At 36.5% G+C, this 17,560-nt stretch carries 18 protein-coding genes; 3 read left to right on the top strand and 15 right to left on the bottom strand.

The genetic code is table 11. The features are described 5' to 3' along the window. Nucleotide 1: 1 nt before the first annotated feature. The 15 genes from BLW28_RS09865 to BLW28_RS09795 form a co-directional block, all read right to left on the bottom strand. Nucleotides 2–430 carry an acyl-CoA thioesterase gene (locus BLW28_RS09865; protein WP_083540760.1) on the bottom strand — a complete coding sequence of 143 codons (429 nt, stop codon included), beginning with the start codon at nucleotides 428–430 and terminating at the stop codon, nucleotides 2–4. After that, nucleotides 420–1,688, bottom strand: coding sequence for an ABC transporter permease (locus BLW28_RS09860; protein ID WP_073219929.1), 1,269 nt, complete (start codon nucleotides 1,686–1,688; stop codon nucleotides 420–422). Before BLW28_RS09860 ends, BLW28_RS09865 begins: the two co-directional genes overlap by 11 nt. Further along, entirely contained in the window at nucleotides 1,681–2,424 is a 744-nt protein-coding gene (locus BLW28_RS09855; RefSeq protein WP_073219926.1) for an ABC transporter ATP-binding protein, read from the bottom strand. The genes BLW28_RS09860 and BLW28_RS09855 overlap by 8 nt, the downstream gene beginning before the upstream one ends. Nucleotides 2,425–2,479: 55 nt before the next feature. Next, on the bottom strand, nucleotides 2,480–3,487 hold the full coding sequence (locus BLW28_RS09850) for a BtrH-related acyltransferase DarH (RefSeq protein WP_234946491.1): 1,008 nt from the start codon (nucleotides 3,485–3,487) through the stop codon (nucleotides 2,480–2,482). Between the two features lie 165 nt (nucleotides 3,488–3,652). Next, nucleotides 3,653–4,051, bottom strand: coding sequence for a flexirubin biosynthesis protein DarG (locus tag BLW28_RS09845; RefSeq protein ID WP_073219924.1), 399 nt, complete (start codon nucleotides 4,049–4,051; stop codon nucleotides 3,653–3,655). A gap of 2 nt (nucleotides 4,052–4,053) precedes the next feature. Beyond that, nucleotides 4,054–4,512: a hotdog family protein gene (locus BLW28_RS09840; protein ID WP_073219921.1), complete on the bottom strand. Its 459-nt coding sequence runs from the start codon at nucleotides 4,510–4,512 to the stop codon at nucleotides 4,054–4,056. Continuing rightward, on the bottom strand, nucleotides 4,512–4,949 hold the full coding sequence (locus BLW28_RS09835; protein ID WP_073219918.1) for a hotdog family protein: 438 nt from the start codon (nucleotides 4,947–4,949) through the stop codon (nucleotides 4,512–4,514). Before BLW28_RS09835 ends, BLW28_RS09840 begins: the two co-directional genes overlap by 1 nt. A 1-nt stretch (nucleotide 4,950) precedes the next feature. Beyond that, complete coding sequence (locus tag BLW28_RS09830) at nucleotides 4,951–6,084, bottom strand: dialkylresorcinol biosynthesis protein DarB (protein WP_073219915.1); 1,134 nt, start codon at nucleotides 6,082–6,084, stop codon at nucleotides 4,951–4,953. Beyond that, nucleotides 6,084–7,001: a hypothetical protein gene (locus tag BLW28_RS09825; RefSeq protein ID WP_073219913.1), complete on the bottom strand. Its 918-nt coding sequence runs from the start codon at nucleotides 6,999–7,001 to the stop codon at nucleotides 6,084–6,086. The genes BLW28_RS09830 and BLW28_RS09825 overlap by 1 nt, the downstream gene beginning before the upstream one ends. A gap of 63 nt (nucleotides 7,002–7,064) precedes the next feature. Next, complete coding sequence (locus BLW28_RS09820; protein ID WP_073219910.1) at nucleotides 7,065–7,946, bottom strand: LpxL/LpxP family acyltransferase; 882 nt, start codon at nucleotides 7,944–7,946, stop codon at nucleotides 7,065–7,067. 18 nt (nucleotides 7,947–7,964) lie between these two features. Beyond that, a complete protein-coding gene (locus tag BLW28_RS09815; protein WP_073220025.1) occupies nucleotides 7,965–8,207 on the bottom strand; it encodes an acyl carrier protein in 243 nt (80 codons plus the stop codon). Nucleotides 8,208–8,209: 2 nt separating this feature from the next. Continuing rightward, nucleotides 8,210–9,430 carry a beta-ketoacyl-[acyl-carrier-protein] synthase family protein gene (locus BLW28_RS09810; protein WP_073219907.1) on the bottom strand — a complete coding sequence of 407 codons (1,221 nt, stop codon included), beginning with the start codon at nucleotides 9,428–9,430 and terminating at the stop codon, nucleotides 8,210–8,212. A gap of 12 nt (nucleotides 9,431–9,442) precedes the next feature. Next, nucleotides 9,443–10,195, bottom strand: coding sequence for a flexirubin biosynthesis SDR family reductase FlxB (gene fabG / locus BLW28_RS09805; protein ID WP_073219905.1), 753 nt, complete (start codon nucleotides 10,193–10,195; stop codon nucleotides 9,443–9,445). Nucleotides 10,196–10,254: 59 nt separating this feature from the next. After that, entirely contained in the window at nucleotides 10,255–11,388 is a 1,134-nt protein-coding gene (locus BLW28_RS09800) for a WG repeat-containing protein (RefSeq protein ID WP_073219902.1), read from the bottom strand. Nucleotides 11,389–11,449: 61 nt separating this feature from the next. Beyond that, nucleotides 11,450–12,976 (bottom strand): flexirubin biosynthesis tyrosine ammonia-lyase FlxA, encoded by a 1,527-nt coding sequence (locus BLW28_RS09795; RefSeq protein WP_073219899.1) that lies wholly within the window; start codon nucleotides 12,974–12,976, stop codon nucleotides 11,450–11,452. A gap of 103 nt (nucleotides 12,977–13,079) precedes the next feature. Between BLW28_RS09795 and BLW28_RS09790 the strand changes: the two genes are divergently transcribed. From BLW28_RS09790 to BLW28_RS15725, 3 genes are all read left to right on the top strand, one after another. Next, entirely contained in the window at nucleotides 13,080–14,324 is a 1,245-nt protein-coding gene (locus BLW28_RS09790; protein ID WP_073219896.1) for an NAD(P)/FAD-dependent oxidoreductase, read from the top strand. A 150-nt stretch (nucleotides 14,325–14,474) separates the two neighbouring features. After that, nucleotides 14,475–16,709 carry a T9SS type A sorting domain-containing protein gene (locus BLW28_RS09785; RefSeq protein WP_073219893.1) on the top strand — a complete coding sequence of 745 codons (2,235 nt, stop codon included), beginning with the start codon at nucleotides 14,475–14,477 and terminating at the stop codon, nucleotides 16,707–16,709. A 243-nt stretch (nucleotides 16,710–16,952) separates the two neighbouring features. Continuing rightward, entirely contained in the window at nucleotides 16,953–17,111 is a 159-nt protein-coding gene (locus BLW28_RS15725; RefSeq protein WP_159431774.1) for a hypothetical protein, read from the top strand. Nucleotides 17,112–17,560 lie beyond the last annotated feature (449 nt).

The following is a 17,560-nucleotide window of genomic DNA, read 5'->3' as shown; positions in this document are numbered from 1 at the left end:
TTTACAATCCCATTTTCTGTTTCCATTTTGCAAAAAACTCTGGTTGAGTCAATGAAAGTTCACCTTCGTCATTTAAAAACACTTGAATGGTTTCGCCCAAACAGGCTACTCTTCCTTTGGGATCAAAAATTCGATATCGGAATATCAATTTTGCCGCTGGGGAATCTATAAAAGTAGTTTTAATGGTTGCCACATCGCCATAACGCAGAGGCAGTTTGTGTTCGCAGGTAGACCTTACAATTGGTGATGTATAGCCATTTGCTTTCTGCTCTAAATAGGAAATGCCGTGCTCTCGCCCAAATGCTTCCCTACCATCTTCAAAATATTGAATGTAATTGCCATGCCACACAATTCCCAATGGATCGGTTTCTGTGAAGCGAACACGTATTTCGGAAGTAAAGCTTATTTCATTATTGTTATTAGACGGCATTCTTCTTTTGATTATAAATTATTGCTATTAAAATTGTTATAATGAAGAATAACAATAATAACGAAATTTCAGGAAGGATTTTAACAAAATTCACATTTCTTAAGAACACATCATAAAACGCTTCCAATCCCCAATTCATTGGTGATATTTTTGAAATAGATTGCATTAATTTCGGCATTACAAAAACAGGCACCCAAACCCCGCCAAGTGCTGCTAAAATAACAACCATTATTGCTCCAAAAGGCGCTGATTGCTCTTGAGTTTTTGCAATTGTTCCTAAAAGTAACCCCAGACCAATTGCCGCCAATCCTGAAAAAAGAGCCACAGCATAAAGCATCGGTAATTTACCGGAAACATCAAGTTGTGGGAGTCCGATTGCTGGAAAAAGAAAGATTCCAACAAGGAGCATTAACGTAAATTGTATCAGGCAAACCACTAAATAAACGATTGTTTTTCCGCCCAAAACAGTTGCGTAATTAACTGGTTGCGTTCGCAGACGAACGAAGGTTCCTTGATTTTTTTCTTTCACCAAATTAATAGAGAGCGGCACGACAATAAAGAAAATAGCAAAAAGCGCCCAGGCCGGGACATTGTGCTGGGCTGAATTTGGAATAATTTCTTGGTTACCTTTTGTTTGGCGAACTTCTTTAAAAGAAATGAAATTTTCTGTATCGAAAATAGGCACGGCTTCTTCTTCACCTAATTCTGTTTGAAAAGCTTTGTAAATGCTTTGGGTTTCGATTTTTGAAATCATTTTATCGATTCCGTTTTTAACCGACGACTTAAAGCTTAGTTGCGTTGCGGGGTCAAAGTACAATCTCACTTCCTTTGCAGGGATTGCTTCTTTTTCAACTAATGAGTTATCCTCTTCTAATCCGAATTTTGATAAAATCCCTTCTACATTTTGATTTACTTTTTTCTGAAGTGATGCAGATAGGTTTTCTGGAATTATAATTGCCAATTGATATTTTCCTGCAAAAACAGCCTCTTTTGCTTCGTCTTCGGTGTTTTTTTGAAGAATTTCGAATGAATTGGATTCTGAAAGGTTATCAATAATGTTTTTTGAAACTTCGCCATTGTCATTATCAACTAACAAAACTGGAATCTTCACATCGTTTATCGTTTTAAACGTGCTGTCTTGAACGAGTGTAATAACGATTAGCAACAACATGGGCATAATGAAAAGAATTGCTATCCCCCCCAAATCGCGGATTAACAGGAGCATTTCCTTATATGTTGAAGCCCAAAGTTTATGCATAATCGCGAAGGGCTTTTCCTGTTTGTGCTAAAAATACGTCTTCAAGATTATTGGCGCCTGCCTGAGTTTTTATAAGTTCTGAAGGGATGCCTTTTATTATAATTTCACCTTGGTCGATTATTGCCACGCGAGTGCAGAAAACCTCAGCTTCAATTAAATGATGAGAGGTGTACACAATTGTAGTTCCCTGTTGGTTTAAAAACTTTAAGTGGTCAATAATAACGTTTTTGGATTGTACGTCGACGCCCACGGTAGGTTCATCTAGGAATAACACTTTGGGTTGATGAAGAATTCCAGCTATTAGGTTTACACGGCGCTTCATTCCTCCCGAAAATGTTGCGGTTTTCTTAGTAGCGAATTTTGAAAGCCCCATAATTTCTAGATGTTCAAGAATGGAATTTTTTAAAATTTCGCCTTTTAATCCATACATACTTCCGAAATATTCTAAGTTTTCAAAAGCAGTAAGTGTTGGATAAAGCGCATATTCCTGCGGGACAATTCCGATTAATTGTTTTAATTGATTTTTATTCTCTTTGAAATTAAGTCCGTTTATTGTAAAAGATCCAGAAGTTGGTTTTAACAGTGAGGTCAACATCGAGATAAGCGTTGTTTTTCCTGCTCCGTTTGGGCCTAACAAACCATAAATTTCACCAGTTTCAATCTTCAAACTAAGGTCTTTAACCGAAAAAAATTCGGCCCCTTTGTATTTTTTTGAAAGTTGGTTTATCTGTATCATTTATCCCCCTAAAGCCCCCCAATGGGGACTTATACCATTATATCTAATTAACTTTTTAAACTGCCTTTTTCAGCTTTTTAAAAAACACTTTTTCCAGATCGGCTATATAGTCTAATTGGTCAGCTACTTTATTGTAGCTATCAGTTTTTGCACTTCTATTTTTATAAATTCTTGATGCTTCTACGGCAAAATCGCGCCATAAATCGCCAATTTCGGTCATTTCTTTTGAAAGTTCATTCAGCTTTTCATTATTTAATAATTTGGCAGACTCTTGAAGAAAAGCAGCATAAATATATCGGAATCCGCCGCCGCCAGTTCCTATTTCTTCTTGCATTCGCACTACTTGACCTAAATAATGGTTTGCTGTTTTAACGTCTTTTTTCTTTGGCCATTTGCGTATCATTCCTGCTGTTGTGTGTATTCCGTTTACACCAACTATAGGAATGGGAGCCAACATCGTTTTACACGTATCCTTAATTCCTTTTACAATAGCTTTTTCAAACTCAAGCTTTTCTGGAAATGAAACTGGATAATACATATGACCTTTTGGGGCGAACGCTCCTTTTGCAAAACGCACTTTTTCGAGCTCTTTATCTGAAAGCGAAGTAACTTCTTCCATTACAGGGTCGCTTATTAAATAACGATCTCCTTGTTTTCCGTAAACCACCATGTTGTGGGCATTAAAGTGGAAACGATATTCATCAGGAAAGTATAGTAGATTATAAACTCCAACTTGCAAACCAACAGGATTGTTCTTTTTAAGGTTTTCATCCAACCTTGCTTTGGCATCTTTAGGGTTGCTGAATTTTTCGCGCTTCATTTTTACTCCTGTACGCTTGGCGAATTTTTTAAAAATTAAACCAGGCATAGCACGATATGTAAATACAGGCGCGTGATTTACTTTTAGAAATGGAATATAACAAAACAACAAGCCGCTACCGATACCAAAAACCATGGGTTCGCTGACGCTAAAACCGTTGTGTTTCATCAAATTTGAAACTACACCGTTTTCGCAGTGGGCAGCTTGATGGTGGGTGAAGTTAATTATGGTTTCTTCTTTCAAGATTTATTTTTTTATCCCCAACCCTTGAAATGATATGTTTCGAGCACTTTAGGACTAGGATAATTTATTTTCAGTTTTTTAAAAAGGCTTTTAAATTATTCGATTTAAAGGTAATTCCGGTTCCAACTAGAATCACTAGTGAATTCCGAACGAGCAGCAGGTGAGTTATTCTAACTTTTTTAATTTATCTACTGATATCTCAAAAACGTCGGCGTATTTCTGCAAGGTTTTATTATTCAATTTTTTAAAAACAGCAGGTTTAAAATGTCTTTTAACCCGCCATTGCCAAAGGCCAACATAGCTTGCTAAAATACCAACATCCATTTTATGGAGTTCCATGCAATATTCAATTGGGCTCGTTTCACCTTTTTGCACTCGGTTTTTTGCATCTTCTATTCGCTCATTGATTTCCTCAATAGCATTGTTTAAGGCAACTGTTTTTGGCTCCCAACCACTGCTATTTGCAGTAGTGTATTTTCCGTCTTCATCTACTGCATAGCAGAGTTCGCGGAAATTTGCCGATTCTAGATTACTTTTATCTTGGGGTACTTCTTTCTTCTTCATAATCAGACCTCATGGATTAAAAAATTCATAGTAGAAGATACAATTAATTTTTCATCGAGAAATGTTTCTGTTTCAAAACTACACATTGTCATTTCGCCAGTATCAAACCTTGAAAGGAGTTTTGCTTTTGTTACGATAGTTTCATCTACTTTAGGTAATTGAAAAATTTCAATTCTTTTAATTGCACTTATGTAACCAACTAATTTGTTTCCTGTTCCTTCCACGTCATTCTTATCAAAAAAAGTCTGCCCAACTACTCCAGAAGCGGTTTGAGCGGCATTTTCGATAAGTCCAGCCTCCGACAGGTTTTTATTTTTTAAGAAAATACACGTATCTGCGATTTGAAAGTTTGTGGCAACGGAATTTTCATCTATTTCCAATACCGAGCTAACCATCAACATCGGATTTCGGTGCGGGAGAAAGTTTGAAATGTCAATATTTGAAATATCGGAAGACTTCATTAGTTCGCTAATACCGTTTTCATTTCACTAGAAGCAATTACTTTACCTTCGCACTCAGTTTCGGCTGTGACCAAGGTAACGCCCATTATATCGTGAAGTATATTTACTGTTGTTTTTAGCTCTTTTCCAATTGATGGGAGCTCAAAGATTTCAGCTTTTTTTATGGCGCCTATATAACCTACGGGGGCATCTTCTTCTTTTAAATAAAACCGATAGCCCGTATAAAGCGCCACTGTCTGCGCCATATGTTCAATTAAGCCAGGCGCCGTAAATATATTGTTTAGCGTAAATATATTATCTCCGGAAATGGTTAGCCCTGCAACCACCTTGCTTTCTTCAAAATGAAGGAGTTTATCGACCATAACGAACGGTGTTCTTTGCGGAATTAGTTTTCCGATGAAGTTTTTATCCGTTATTTTATCAGTAAACACTTTCATTTTAAACAACCGTTAAGTAAGCGTACGAATATGCGAATCGGGCACTTTCGGGCACTTGAAGGAATATTCTGTCGCCTTTTTTAAGTTTTCCAGAATTGATCAATTCTTCTAACATCAGGTAGATAGATCCAGCGCCAACATTTCCAACCTTTTGAAGATTTAAAAACCATTTTTCCCAAGGCATATGGAGTCCTTGATTTTCAATTTCTTTATATAAGTTTTCTTTGAAATAATACGAAGAAATATGAGGCAAGTAGTACTCTATATCATCTTCGGTGATGTTGTGTTTCTCCATTGCCAATTTCATACTAGCAACACCTTTTTTAAGGATGTTTTCACTTAGTAATTTTACATCTTGCTTCATGGCAAAAAGTGACATTTTCCCCCATACATCTGCTGGATATTCGCTCCACGGTTTTAGGTTGCCATCTTCTAATTTTTCTCCGCCCGCATACATACAGGTTTCAAGTTCAAAAGCGTAGCTATAACCTTCCATCCATTCAATTTTTAATGGTGTTTTTCCGTTTGGTTCACTTTCTAGAAGCACTGCTCCAGCACCGTCAGAAAGCATCCAACGTAAAAATTCTTTGTTAAAAGCTAGAATTGGTTGTTGTTCAACTGCTTCTAAATGGGCCACTTCATCTTCAAAAATATCAGATTTCATCCAAGAGGAAGTTCTTTCTGAACCTGTACAAACTGCATTTTTAACTTGATCTGACTTTACGGCCATATAGCCGTATTTTAAAGCGTTCATTCCTGCGCAACACGCACCCGAAGGAGAGTTTACCTCAAGGTTTCCGCTCTTTAAAAAGCCGTGAACCATAGCTGCATGGCTTGGCAGAATTTGATCTGGGCTTGAGGTGCCACAAGACAGGAGTTCAATTTCGCTTTTATTGAAAGTATCATCACACAAGCCTTCTACAGCTTTTGCTACAAGTTGTGCGTTATTATGAGTTACATTGCCTTCTTTATCTAAGGCGTAATAACGTGTTTTAATTTGGTTATTCCGAAGTATAATTCGGCGAGCTTTGGATGCTTTTCCATTGATGATTCCGAGTTTTTCTTCCATTTCCTCGTTTTCGACGGGCTCGTTTGGTAGAAACTTCGCAATCCTAGTGATGTAAACGTTCTTCATTAATCCTTCTTTAATTCAACTGATGAATAATAAGCTTTATCTTTTTGTATTTTACGATACATGGGGATGTATGTGAGCAAATACACGATGTATACAATTGGGGCGATAAGCCAAATTGCAAATAACAAATAATATTTAAAATAAACGAGCCATTTTTTTCTTTCTTCGCCATTTTTCTTAATTAAATGACTAGCCCATTTCGCAAAAACAACATTACCTCGAATATCTGTTGCAATTAACGAAGGATCTACTTTAACGGCGCCGATTTTTAATAGATTTTCTTGCAGATTTGAATATTCGTTCTGCAACAATGAATTTTTAATAGATGTTCCAAAGCGCGAAGCAGAGTTTATATCGTTATCCGAAACTCCTGGCTTTGGAAAAATGCCAAGCATTCTGGTTTTCTTTCCACCCATTAACCAATGCACAATTGTAATTACGCTAATATGATTCATATTTCTATCAACCAACGCGATGTTGCCAACAAGTTTTGCCTTGTTTTGAACTAGCAATTTCTTCACTTTTTCCTGTGCCATGATCCACATATTTCGACTAGCGGAAACGGTAATAACCGGAGTATTTGCGAGCAATTGGTTAGCCTCTTCAGATTTTAAAAATGAATTCACGGGGATAGATGGTGTTAAATACCAGGTGGTATACCCTAAAATCACCAAGTCATATTTTTTCTGAATAATTTGAGATGGAACAGGTTCTAAAGGAGTGGGAATTTGCAAAAAGGTTTCTGGGAAAGCACCGTAAAACTCTTCTTGTTTCCAGGGGAACGGAAACTTTTTTTTAGGAACAATTTCGTGATAAGAAATAGATACTTCTTCACCAGAAAGTGATGAAGCAATATTCTTCAAGACATCAGTTAACTGACCCGTTTGTGAATAATATATTATTAATACTTCTTTCATACAATAATGATATACCTACAAGATCTTAGAGACCTTGCAGGAAAACCAAGCAAAATCTAAAAATTAGTCATCCGTTTCCCAAAAGTCAAAATAATTAAACCATTGCAGAGGATATTTTTTTAACATCCATTCAACACTTTCGGTATATTTTTTTAGCAATCCTTGAGCGTCACGATTTTTCACATTCGCTTGGCGTGCGTATAAATGGTAGTGCTTATTAGTTTCTTTCATTACATAAACAAAGAGCACTGGTACTTTTAACCGACTTGCTAATAGAAAAGGGCCTGCCGGAAAATTTGCTTCTTTGCCTAGTAACGACTCGGTTAACACCTTTTGGCCTTTCATATATCTATCACCCGTAAAGCAGACCAATTCACCATTACTAAGGGCATTGTTTATTTCGAATATATGCGATAGGTCTTCTTTCACCAGTATGAATTTCACTTTGGAACGTACGGTTACTTTTTCCATATATTCCTTGATGTTTTGATGTTCGGCATCTGTTGTAACGAGACTTATCTGCGAACGCGTGTCGATTTCTTCAAAAAAGAATTCAGCTATTTCGAAGTTTCCAACGTGAGCGCTAATCATAATACCTCCTTGTTGTTTATCAAGCAGGTTTGTTATGTTTTCGATTCCATCGCACTCGTACGTAAATTGATTTTTTAGGCCAGAGGAGATTGCTGCTTTATCGATAATAGTTTTACCGAAGGTGTAATAACTTTTATAGATACTGAAAAGACTTTTAAACGTGGGGTATTTCAGTCTTTTACGACAATAATAATAGATTGATTGTGTGCTTTTTCCTGCGAAAAACACATAATATAGGGCTACAAAATAAAGCAGTACGTATGCTGCCCGCACCCCTAATTTTCTAATAAAAAAAATAAAGATTTTATATCCTAAAACGGTGCCTTTGCTTTTGCCTTCCCATTCGCCCGCCATAATAAGTTACTGAAAATTTCAGCTAATTTTGGTTTCAATAAGATCGTAAAAATCTTGAAGTGTAATTACATTAAGGAAATCTTCACCGGTTAGTTTTACGCCAAAGTTAGCTTCAATAGCAACAACTAGATCTACAAAATCCAGGCTATCTAACTCAAGCGTTTCTTTTAAGTTTGCATTAGGCTCAATGTCATCGCTCTCAACCTCAAACTCATCTACCAAAAAGTAGTTTATCTTTTCGACTATAATTTCTTTATTCATTTCTACCGTTTGCATTTTTTTATAATTAATGCGGAATTGGTTCCACCAAATCCAAAAGAATTGGACAAAAATACATCAATTTTTTTGGTTAACGTTTTGTTAACAAGGTTTAATTTTAAAGCAGCCTCATCGGGAGTTTCAAGATTGATATTTGGTGCAACGAAGGAATGTTCCATCATTAACATTGAATAGATTACTTCGCTAGCTCCTGCCATCCAACATTCGTGGCCAGTCATTGATTTTGTTGAACTTACGCAAGGGCCATTTTCTCCAAAAACATCGGCTATTGCAAGGGCTTCATTTGCATCACCAACTGGGGTTGATGTTGCGTGAGCATTTACATAGTCTATTTCTGAAGCATCAATATTTGCTTGTTTTAGTGCCATTTTCATTGCGCGTGCGGGGCCATCTACGTTGGGTGTAGAAATATGGTCGCCATTTGAAGAGAAACCATACCCAATAATTTCGCCTAAAATAGGTGCTCCACGCTTTACCGCACTTTCGTAACTTTCAATTACTAATGTTGCAGCGCCGCCACTTGGCACTAAGCCATCTCTATCTTTATCGAACGGGCGACTTGCTTTTGCTGGATCTAATTGCGTTGAAAAAACACCCAGGCCATCGAAGCTTCCCATAGCAAGTTCATTAATTTCTTGTGCACCTCCCGAGATTATGCAATCCTGTAAACCATTTTTAATTAAGAAATACGCCATTCCAACAGAATGTGATCCGCTGGCGCAAGCTGCACTAATTGTAAAGTTGATACCTCGCAATTTAAAGATAGTTGCAAGATTCATTGTTACAGATGAGTTCATTGCCTTGAAAATAGCGCCCGAGCCCACTAATGTTGTATCTTTCTTTTCGCGAATTTTATCTACAGACTCAATTACAGATTTTGCAGTACTATCATTTCCGTATAAAATCCCTACTTCGTTTTCATCGAGGAATTTTTGATCAATTTTGGCGTTTTCAAGAGCTTCGACTGTTGCTGCATACGCATACGCACCTTCTTCACCCAAGCTAACTCGTTCGCGGCGAGAAAGAAGTTTTTTCAAATCTGGTTCTTCCACCCATCCTGTTAAACAAGAACGGTAGCCAAAATCCTTGCGTTTTCCATCGCAAATAATACCAGACTTGCCGTTATATAACGATTCCTTTACTTCTTGCAGGTTTTTACCGATGCAAGAATAGATTCCCATTCCGGTTATAACTACTCTTCTCACTTCTAATTCAATTTAAGAATAAATTCCTCCGTTAATATTAATTACTTCACCAGTTATATACGAAGCCTTATGCGATGCTAAAAAACTAACCGCATGAGCCACTTCTTCAGCTTCACCAAAACGATTGGCAGGGATCATTTTTTTAAGTTCTTTTTCGTCTAAATCTGCTGTCATATCACTTTTTATGAAACCTGGGGCTATTGCGTTTACGGTGATATTTCGCTTTGCAACTTCTTGGGCTAACGCTTTTGTGGCACCAATAACCGCACCTTTTGCAGCTGAATAGTTTACCTGCCCTGGAGTTCCTTTTAATCCGGAAACGGAGACCATATTAATAACCCTGCCGTATTTATTGACGAGTAGTTTTTGGATTAACGCATTAGTAACGTTATAAAAACCATTTAGGCTTGTATTTATTACGCTATTCCAGTCTTCGGGTTTCATCCACATAAACAAGCCATCTTTTGTAATTCCCGCATTGTTTACAATTACTTCAATAATAGCGTCTTTATTTGCTTCGTGCCATACGTCAAATGCCTTATTAACTGCTTCTGCGTTTGTTACATCAAACTGCATTATTTCGCCTTTTCCTCCAAGAGCTTCAACTTCGTTTAGCGTTTGTAGGGCGGCTTCTTTATTGCCATTATAATTAATGAGAAGGCCGTAATCCAAATCTTTTGCTAATTGAATACAGATTGCACGACCAATACCGCGTGAACCTCCTGTTATTAAAGCGTATTTCTGTTTTGTCTTTTTTTCTTCCATTTATTTTCTTCTAGCAAAGTTTTTACTTCAAACTTATACTGCTTATCAAATACTTAGCTTTATTTAGAAGTATCTACAAACGTTTCTGCATTTTGAAACCATTTGCCTACTACTTCGCCTTCTTCATTTATAAAGCCCCACTCTTTCTTTTTCTTTACCCGTGCAAGTCCGTTAACAAAGCCTTTGTCGGCTCCTTTTTGTAAAAAGCCAAACATTCCAATTGAAATATCATACTCCATCGGGATCACTAATTTGCCCGATTTATTAATGAAGCCCCACAGCTTTTTTTCCTTTACAGGAGCTATTCCATTGTCTGAAAATATTTCGGCATCCCTGTATTTAAAATCGATTACTTTTTCGCCTTTTTCATTTATGTACCCCCATTCTTTTCCGAGATTAACTGGAGCAAGACCTGCATTAAAAGCACGTGCTTTATCGTATGTAGGTTGGATTATCCATTCGCCTTTTCCGTTAATGAACCCCATTTTTTTATCACTTCTAGCGTAGGTTAACGGAGAGTCGTTAGTGAAGTTCCATATTTTTTCTACATTGCTAATTGGGGTAAATTTTCCGTTGTTAATTACACCAAAACTATCGTCTTTTCTTGCCCAAAGGCCATTTTTACTAAAATCTCCTATTTCGTTATAATCTGCAGGTACGAATACCTCGCCCTTAGCGTTCAACAATCCCCAATTGTCTCCATCTCTATATTTAGCATATCCGTTGTTAAAACTCTTTATCTCTGTGTATTTTGGCTCTAGGATAGCTTTCCCGCTGGTGTCGATTAATCCAACTTTATCGCCATTTCTAATAATAGCTACGCCATTGTCAAAATCATAATACTTATCTGTAGCAGGGGTATTTAAGGTTTCGCCTTTTGCGTTAATATATCGCCATTCTTTATTTTGAAGCACTAAAAAATAGCCTGAATTGTATGGTTTTATGCGGTCAAATTCTGGCTGGAGAACCCATTCACCTGAATTATTAATCACGCCCCACTTTTTATCTTTCATTACAGCTGCATACTTACCAGAAAAGCTATCGGCCTTGTCGTATTGTGGCTTTATAACAAATTCACCTGATTTATTGATATAGCCAAAGCTGCCATTGTCTCGCACCAAAGCTAGTTCCTGAGCTGTTATAGAAGTGATTCCAATAAAAAGAACACACACTAATGTGTAAATTACTTTCATAATATTTTTAATTTAAGTTAGTTAAGGTTAAAATAAGCAATTTCAAGGAAACTACACAAGCTTATTCTGTAATATCCATTAGAAACTCCTTCACGCTATTTACATACGGATACATAACTACGTCTTCTTTAAACACAGGGACTATGGCACGTATTTGATCGTACATTTTTTTGGTTTCGGAAGAAACTTGGTCTTGTACTTTAAGATATTCGATTGCTTGAACGATTGTTATTAACTCTATTGCAACTACTTCAAAAGCATTTTCAATTACTTTTTTGGTTATCAGTGCGGCATTAGTTCCCATACTTACAATATCCTGATTGTCGTTGTTGTTAGGAATACTATGAACATACATTGGATTGCTGAGCATTTGACTTTCTGCAGTTGTTGAAGTTGCGGTAAACTGAACACCTTGCATTCCGAAGTTTAATCCAAGTTTGCCTAGGTTTACAAAGGGCGGAAGTATATCGTTCAATTTGGAGTTTAGCAAATAGTTTAATTGCCTTTCTGAAAGCATTGTCATTTTCGCAACTACAATCTTCAGCTTATCCATTTCTAAGGAAACATAATCGCCGTGGAAGTTTCCACCGTGATATACATTTCTTTTTTCTACATCGACAATAGGATTATCGTTGGCAGAATTCACCTCTTCAATCAATATACTTTCAACAGAGTCCAAGGTATCTAAAACTGGTCCTAAAATTTGAGGAACGCAGCGCAACGAGTAATATTCTTGTACTTTTTCAACAAAAACATCTTCATCTTTATTTCCGTTATACAGATGGTGCTCCCGCTTTCTAGTAAGCGAACTATCCTTTAAGTGAGTGCGCATCATTTTGGCAATTTTACGCTGGCCGTCGTGTCGTTTTGTTTGGTTCAATTCAAAAGAAAGATGATCGTCATACGCTTTTACTATTTCGTTTATGGCCGATGATGCTTTTATCATCCAATCCATAATTCGTCTTGTGTAAAGTACATTAACAACGCCAATACCTGTCATTACAGAAGTTCCGTTCATTAATGCCAAACCTTCGCGCAACTCTACTTTTATAGGTTCAAGGTTTTCGATTTTGAAAACGTCTTCGGTTTTCTTTCGCTCGCCTTTGTAAAAAACTTCGCCTTCGCCTATTAAAACCAATGCTAAGTGTGCCAGTTGCACCAAATCGCCACTGGCTCCAACGCCACCATGTTCATAAATAAGCGGAATAATGTTCTTGTTAAGCAATGCGCTCATCAGTTTAATAACCGAAGGATGTACTCCGCTATTTCCTAGACTTAAGGTGTTTAATCGCGCAAGCATCGCTGCTCGAACGTGTTGTGCTGGAATTGGATTTCCTGTACCCGAAGCATGGCTCCGAATAAGATTGTATTGCAACTGAATTCGCTCTTCATCCTTTATTTTATACTGCGCCATAGGGCCGAAGCCTGTATTAACACCATAAATAATCTTGTTTTCAGAGAATTCTTTCAGAAAATCAAAACTGATTTGAACTCTTTCTATTATATCTTTGTGAAGTTGGACTGCTTCGTTTTTGAAGATTATTTTATCAAAATCGGCTGTCTCCAGTTTTCCGTTTAATATTGGCATCTATAGTTGAATCAAATTTTCGATTAAGTGTTTACTGCGAAAATAATTTACTAACTTTCGACTGCAAATTTAAATTTTTTTTAACAATCTATTTCTTAATTCAATGAATGATATTACTGTCGACGTATTAATTATTGGTGCTGGGCCTTCTGGCTGTGTAGCTGCTGCATACTTAAATAACAACGGAATAAGCTGTAAAGTAGTTGAAAAAAGTACATTTCCGCGGTTTGTAATAGGCGAAAGTCTTTTGCCAAGATGTATGGATCATTTTGAAGAAACCGGATTATTAGATTGCTTAATGGAGCAAGGATTTGAAATAAAAGCTGGGGCTCGATTTTTAAAAAATGATATAGTTTGCAACTTCGATTTCGGCAAAAAACATACGCCGGGTTGGGATTATACTTGGCAAGTGCCACGTGCCCATTTTGACCACACGCTTGCCAAAGAAATTCAAAAGAAAGGTGTAGATCTATCGTTTGGCCAAGAAGTAACCGATGTAGTTTTTGATGAAAAAGGACATTCTACAACCTCGGTAAAATCTGAAAATGGAACTGAATACACAATAAAAGCTAAGTTTATAATTGACAGCAGTGGCTACGGAAGGGTTTTACCGCGCTTACTCGATCTTGATAAGCCTTCGTCACTTGATGCAAATTCAGCGATATTCACTCATGTTAAGGAAACCAAGCGTCCCGAAGGTGTTGAAGGCACACTAATTACTTTTGATGTAGTAAGGGATGATGTTTGGTTATGGGTTATTCCTTTTTCTAACGGCGTTACGAGTATTGGCTTTGTAGGACCAACTGAGTTTATAGAATCTTACGAAGGAACAAACACCGAAAAGCTGAAGGAAATGCTTAAGATTTCGGATTACTATTATAATAGATTGAAAGATCAAGATTTCCTTTTTGACCCTTATATTATTAAAAATTACTCTAAAGCAGTAAAGCAACTTTACGGAAAAGGGTATGCATTAACGGGTAATAGCGCCGAATTTTTGGACCCTGTATTTTCTTCAGGAGTAACTTTTGCAACTGAATCTGGATTAAAATCTGCTAAATTAATAACGAAAGAGCTCAAAGGCGAAACAGTAGATTGGGAAGAAGAATACACTGGTTACATTATGAGAGGTGTAGATGTATTTAGAACCTACGTAAAGGAATGGTACACAGGTAATCTTCAAAAAATATTCTTCCACCGACCAGAAAACCCTGTGATAAAAGAGCAGATTTGCGCTGTACTCGCTGGTTATGTTTGGGATGAATCCAACCCTTTTGTGAAAAACCACAATCGTTTAGTAAAAACGGTTGCGAAGGTTATTGATATGGAGAATGAACAAAAGAAATAACCGATATATCTGAAAAAAAGCTATCTTTAAAACTCTCTTTAATTAACCTGAGTTGTTTCAATCGATAAAAGATAGCTTTTTTCTTTTCATCTCGTATCGTTAGGTACGCGCAAAATGCGTTTGTAACGGTATTCAAAAAAACCTGTTATTATGAAAAACCCTTACCCCCATCAAACCTTACTATTTTTTATTAGTTTCTTTTTTAGTTTTGGGCTTTTTGCTCAAGGTGTTATTGTAGAAGAAAGCACCAATAGAAACTGGAATACGCTTGAACATCGGAGTGATTTTGATAAAAATGAATACGTCAATGTTATAGACACAGATGCGGAAAGGGTTTATATCGCTACCGAAATTCTTAGCCCCAACACTAACCAAAATAATACTGGCATTGAAAGCAATGTGTCTTTAAACCTAAATCTCACTTTCGATTCCAGCATATTTAGCCCGAGCTACATTATAGTTCAAAATGAAAGTGGACATTACGACATTGGAGTATGGCAAGGGTCCAATCCTCTTGTATTTAATGTTCCCGATGGAGAAAGTTATGATGTGTTCATTCCTTTTAATAATCAAATCACCAATCAAAGACATATTGTTGTAAAAGAATTGGTTGCTGTAGGAGGAAACACAACCGTTAATGCGAATGTAACAGAAGCTCAAAACTACATTAGCCTTGATATTTATGATGAAATTGGGACTGCCATAAAGCCTGGAATTCCAAACCCACAAAACGGAGCGATCTCCAAAGTTTCATTAGATACTTATCACTATTTCAATCCAACAAACAACATGTTTTTAACGAAGACTCACGCTAGTGACGACCCAGTTTCTGGAGACAACCGTTGGAATTTTTACATCAATAATGTCAGCAACCGATACACCTTCATTCATAACGCAGCAATTCGAAATTATAAGGATGGATATTATTTTTCGAAATTTCCTGAGCTGACTACTATTTCTGGAGATGCGGACATTAGCAATGACCCGAACAAATGGGCTTCTCATCAAGAAAAATTTGAACCGAGTTTGCTAGGCGCCACCAACGATTTACATAAAGGCTATGCAACATTAACCCTGATGAACGGCTATGTTCAAAGTGAAGTTAGATCATACCAGGACGACCCTTTTGATGCTACTGAACAAGTGCCTTTATGGTTAAATAATTCTTTTGATGGATCCACTAGCGATTTTCTAATTTCGCCTATCTTAATTGACTATAAAACCGAAATAGACCCTGCACGAGGAGAAGAAAGGTTCTTTATAATGGGCAACCTACTCCATTCGGGTGATAATGGTGAGATTAACTACGCTTCGCAAAATATAACTTTCGGAAACCGATATTTCGACGGACTTAATTATTACAAAACCATAAATGGAACAAAGGTTTTACCCTTACATCCAAAATTCACATTTTCAAGTAATCAATCTTCAGAAATAGTTCAAGGTAATAATGTGCCAATTTTTACGTATTCAACGTTTTTAGGAGAACTTACCGTGCTGTACAAAGGGCGCTTTGGAGAATTAAGGCAAAGTGATTTCATTGCGACAGATGTATCTGTTATACACAACGGAAGCAATGTTTTTACAGGTAATTATATAGACTTTACATCATATAACATTCCAGCTTACGGCTCTTTAGAGATTTCTTTTTCAAATGAAAACACAAATGCATTTGGGGTTAACGGAAAAAATGAAGCGAAGTTAACTTATGTAAGTGATGGAAGTGAACGTTTCCCTCCCACCCTTCAAATGTTACAATTTAGAGATACCGACGGAAATGTTACAGAATTATTTGCAACAGCCGATGAAGGAACTGTGCGTTTAGCTGCCGGAGATTTTACCTTCAATTCTTCTCAATACAGTTATGTATATAATCCTGGGAATACAGTAGAAATGTATTACAGCATCCACAACGAAAACAACTGGACAGAACTGCAACTCACAGAAGATCCATCCAACTTTCAAATGCCTGCATACGGAGATTATTACGAGGCATCGCTTTCATCTATAGTGAACACCCAAGATGATGTTTGGTATGACGCCAAGATAATTTGTACAGATGCCAGTGGAAACAAGCAGGAACAACTGATATCACCAGCATTTAAGATAAACGACACTTCCCTTAGTGTTGATGAAACAGGAACTAATTCGACGTTAGCTATATACCCAAATCCATTCTCAAATGAAGTAAACATTATACTTCCAGACAATATTTATGGCGATTACACTTTTAGAGTTACTGATATGCTTGGAAAAACAATCCACACAAGTAGTCGAAGTGAAAAATCTTTTACCTGGGATGCTTCTTTATTGACACAAGGAATTTATTTTCTATCGATAGAAAGCAGTGGGACGGTAATGACAAGAAAGGTAGTCAGGAAATAGATTGCCGCCTTAAGTTGCATTAAATTAGGGCGAATAACCTATTGTAGCCTAAACATTCGCTGTTTCTCGTAACGATTGTAACTTACAGGTTATGGATAAAGACCACTTTTTCAGGATATAAATCTTCTTGACGCTCTAATTAAATTATAAAGCATATATGAAGACCAAATTCTCATTAAATAATCTACAATTATCAAATACCCTTCTAGAGAATAGCTTGCACCCCGAAATGGATTCATATATATGAAGAAATTTTCAAATCCCTTTCTAAAACCTTCTGATGTTGGATTGGAAAAAGAAAGAAATATATTATCAAATCCATCAAAAAACAATACTACTGAAAAGAGAATAAAATTTCCAACAAACAAGTATAAAAACGGCTTAATAAAGCTTTGTCCATAATTACTAAATTTATCACTCCAAATTAGGTTAAGTTTAACCCAAAATTGATTAGTCCACGGACCTTTCCATTTTAAGCTTTCAAAATCTCGATTTCTTTACAACGATCAATCAGCATCTCAACGAATTCTTGAAAGGACATTGTTCGATTTTCAAAATTTGAATTCATTGATTAGTGTTTTAGAAATATACAGACAAGAAATTTTAAATTTAAGGAATTCAATGCGCTTTTAACTCAAAACTCTAATTATTTATATTCTACTAATTCCTATTTTGTATTGACCCTTAAAGACCACTGCGATTCTTGCTATATAAGCATTCAATGCAAACTAGTTTATTAAGCTAATAATTTTTTATTTAGGCGGAAACTAATTTATGTATAAGACAGTAATCGCCCCACAAGAAGGCTTGATTTAGAAACTTAAGGTGAATCGATAATTAAATTTTAAAGT

The sequence above is a fragment of the Aequorivita viscosa genome (genome assembly GCF_900106795.1).
Lineage (GTDB): Bacteria > Bacteroidota > Bacteroidia > Flavobacteriales > Flavobacteriaceae > Aequorivita > Aequorivita viscosa.
Note: the sequence above shows the minus strand (reverse complement) of the source record. Positions and strands in the feature narration are given on the sequence as shown.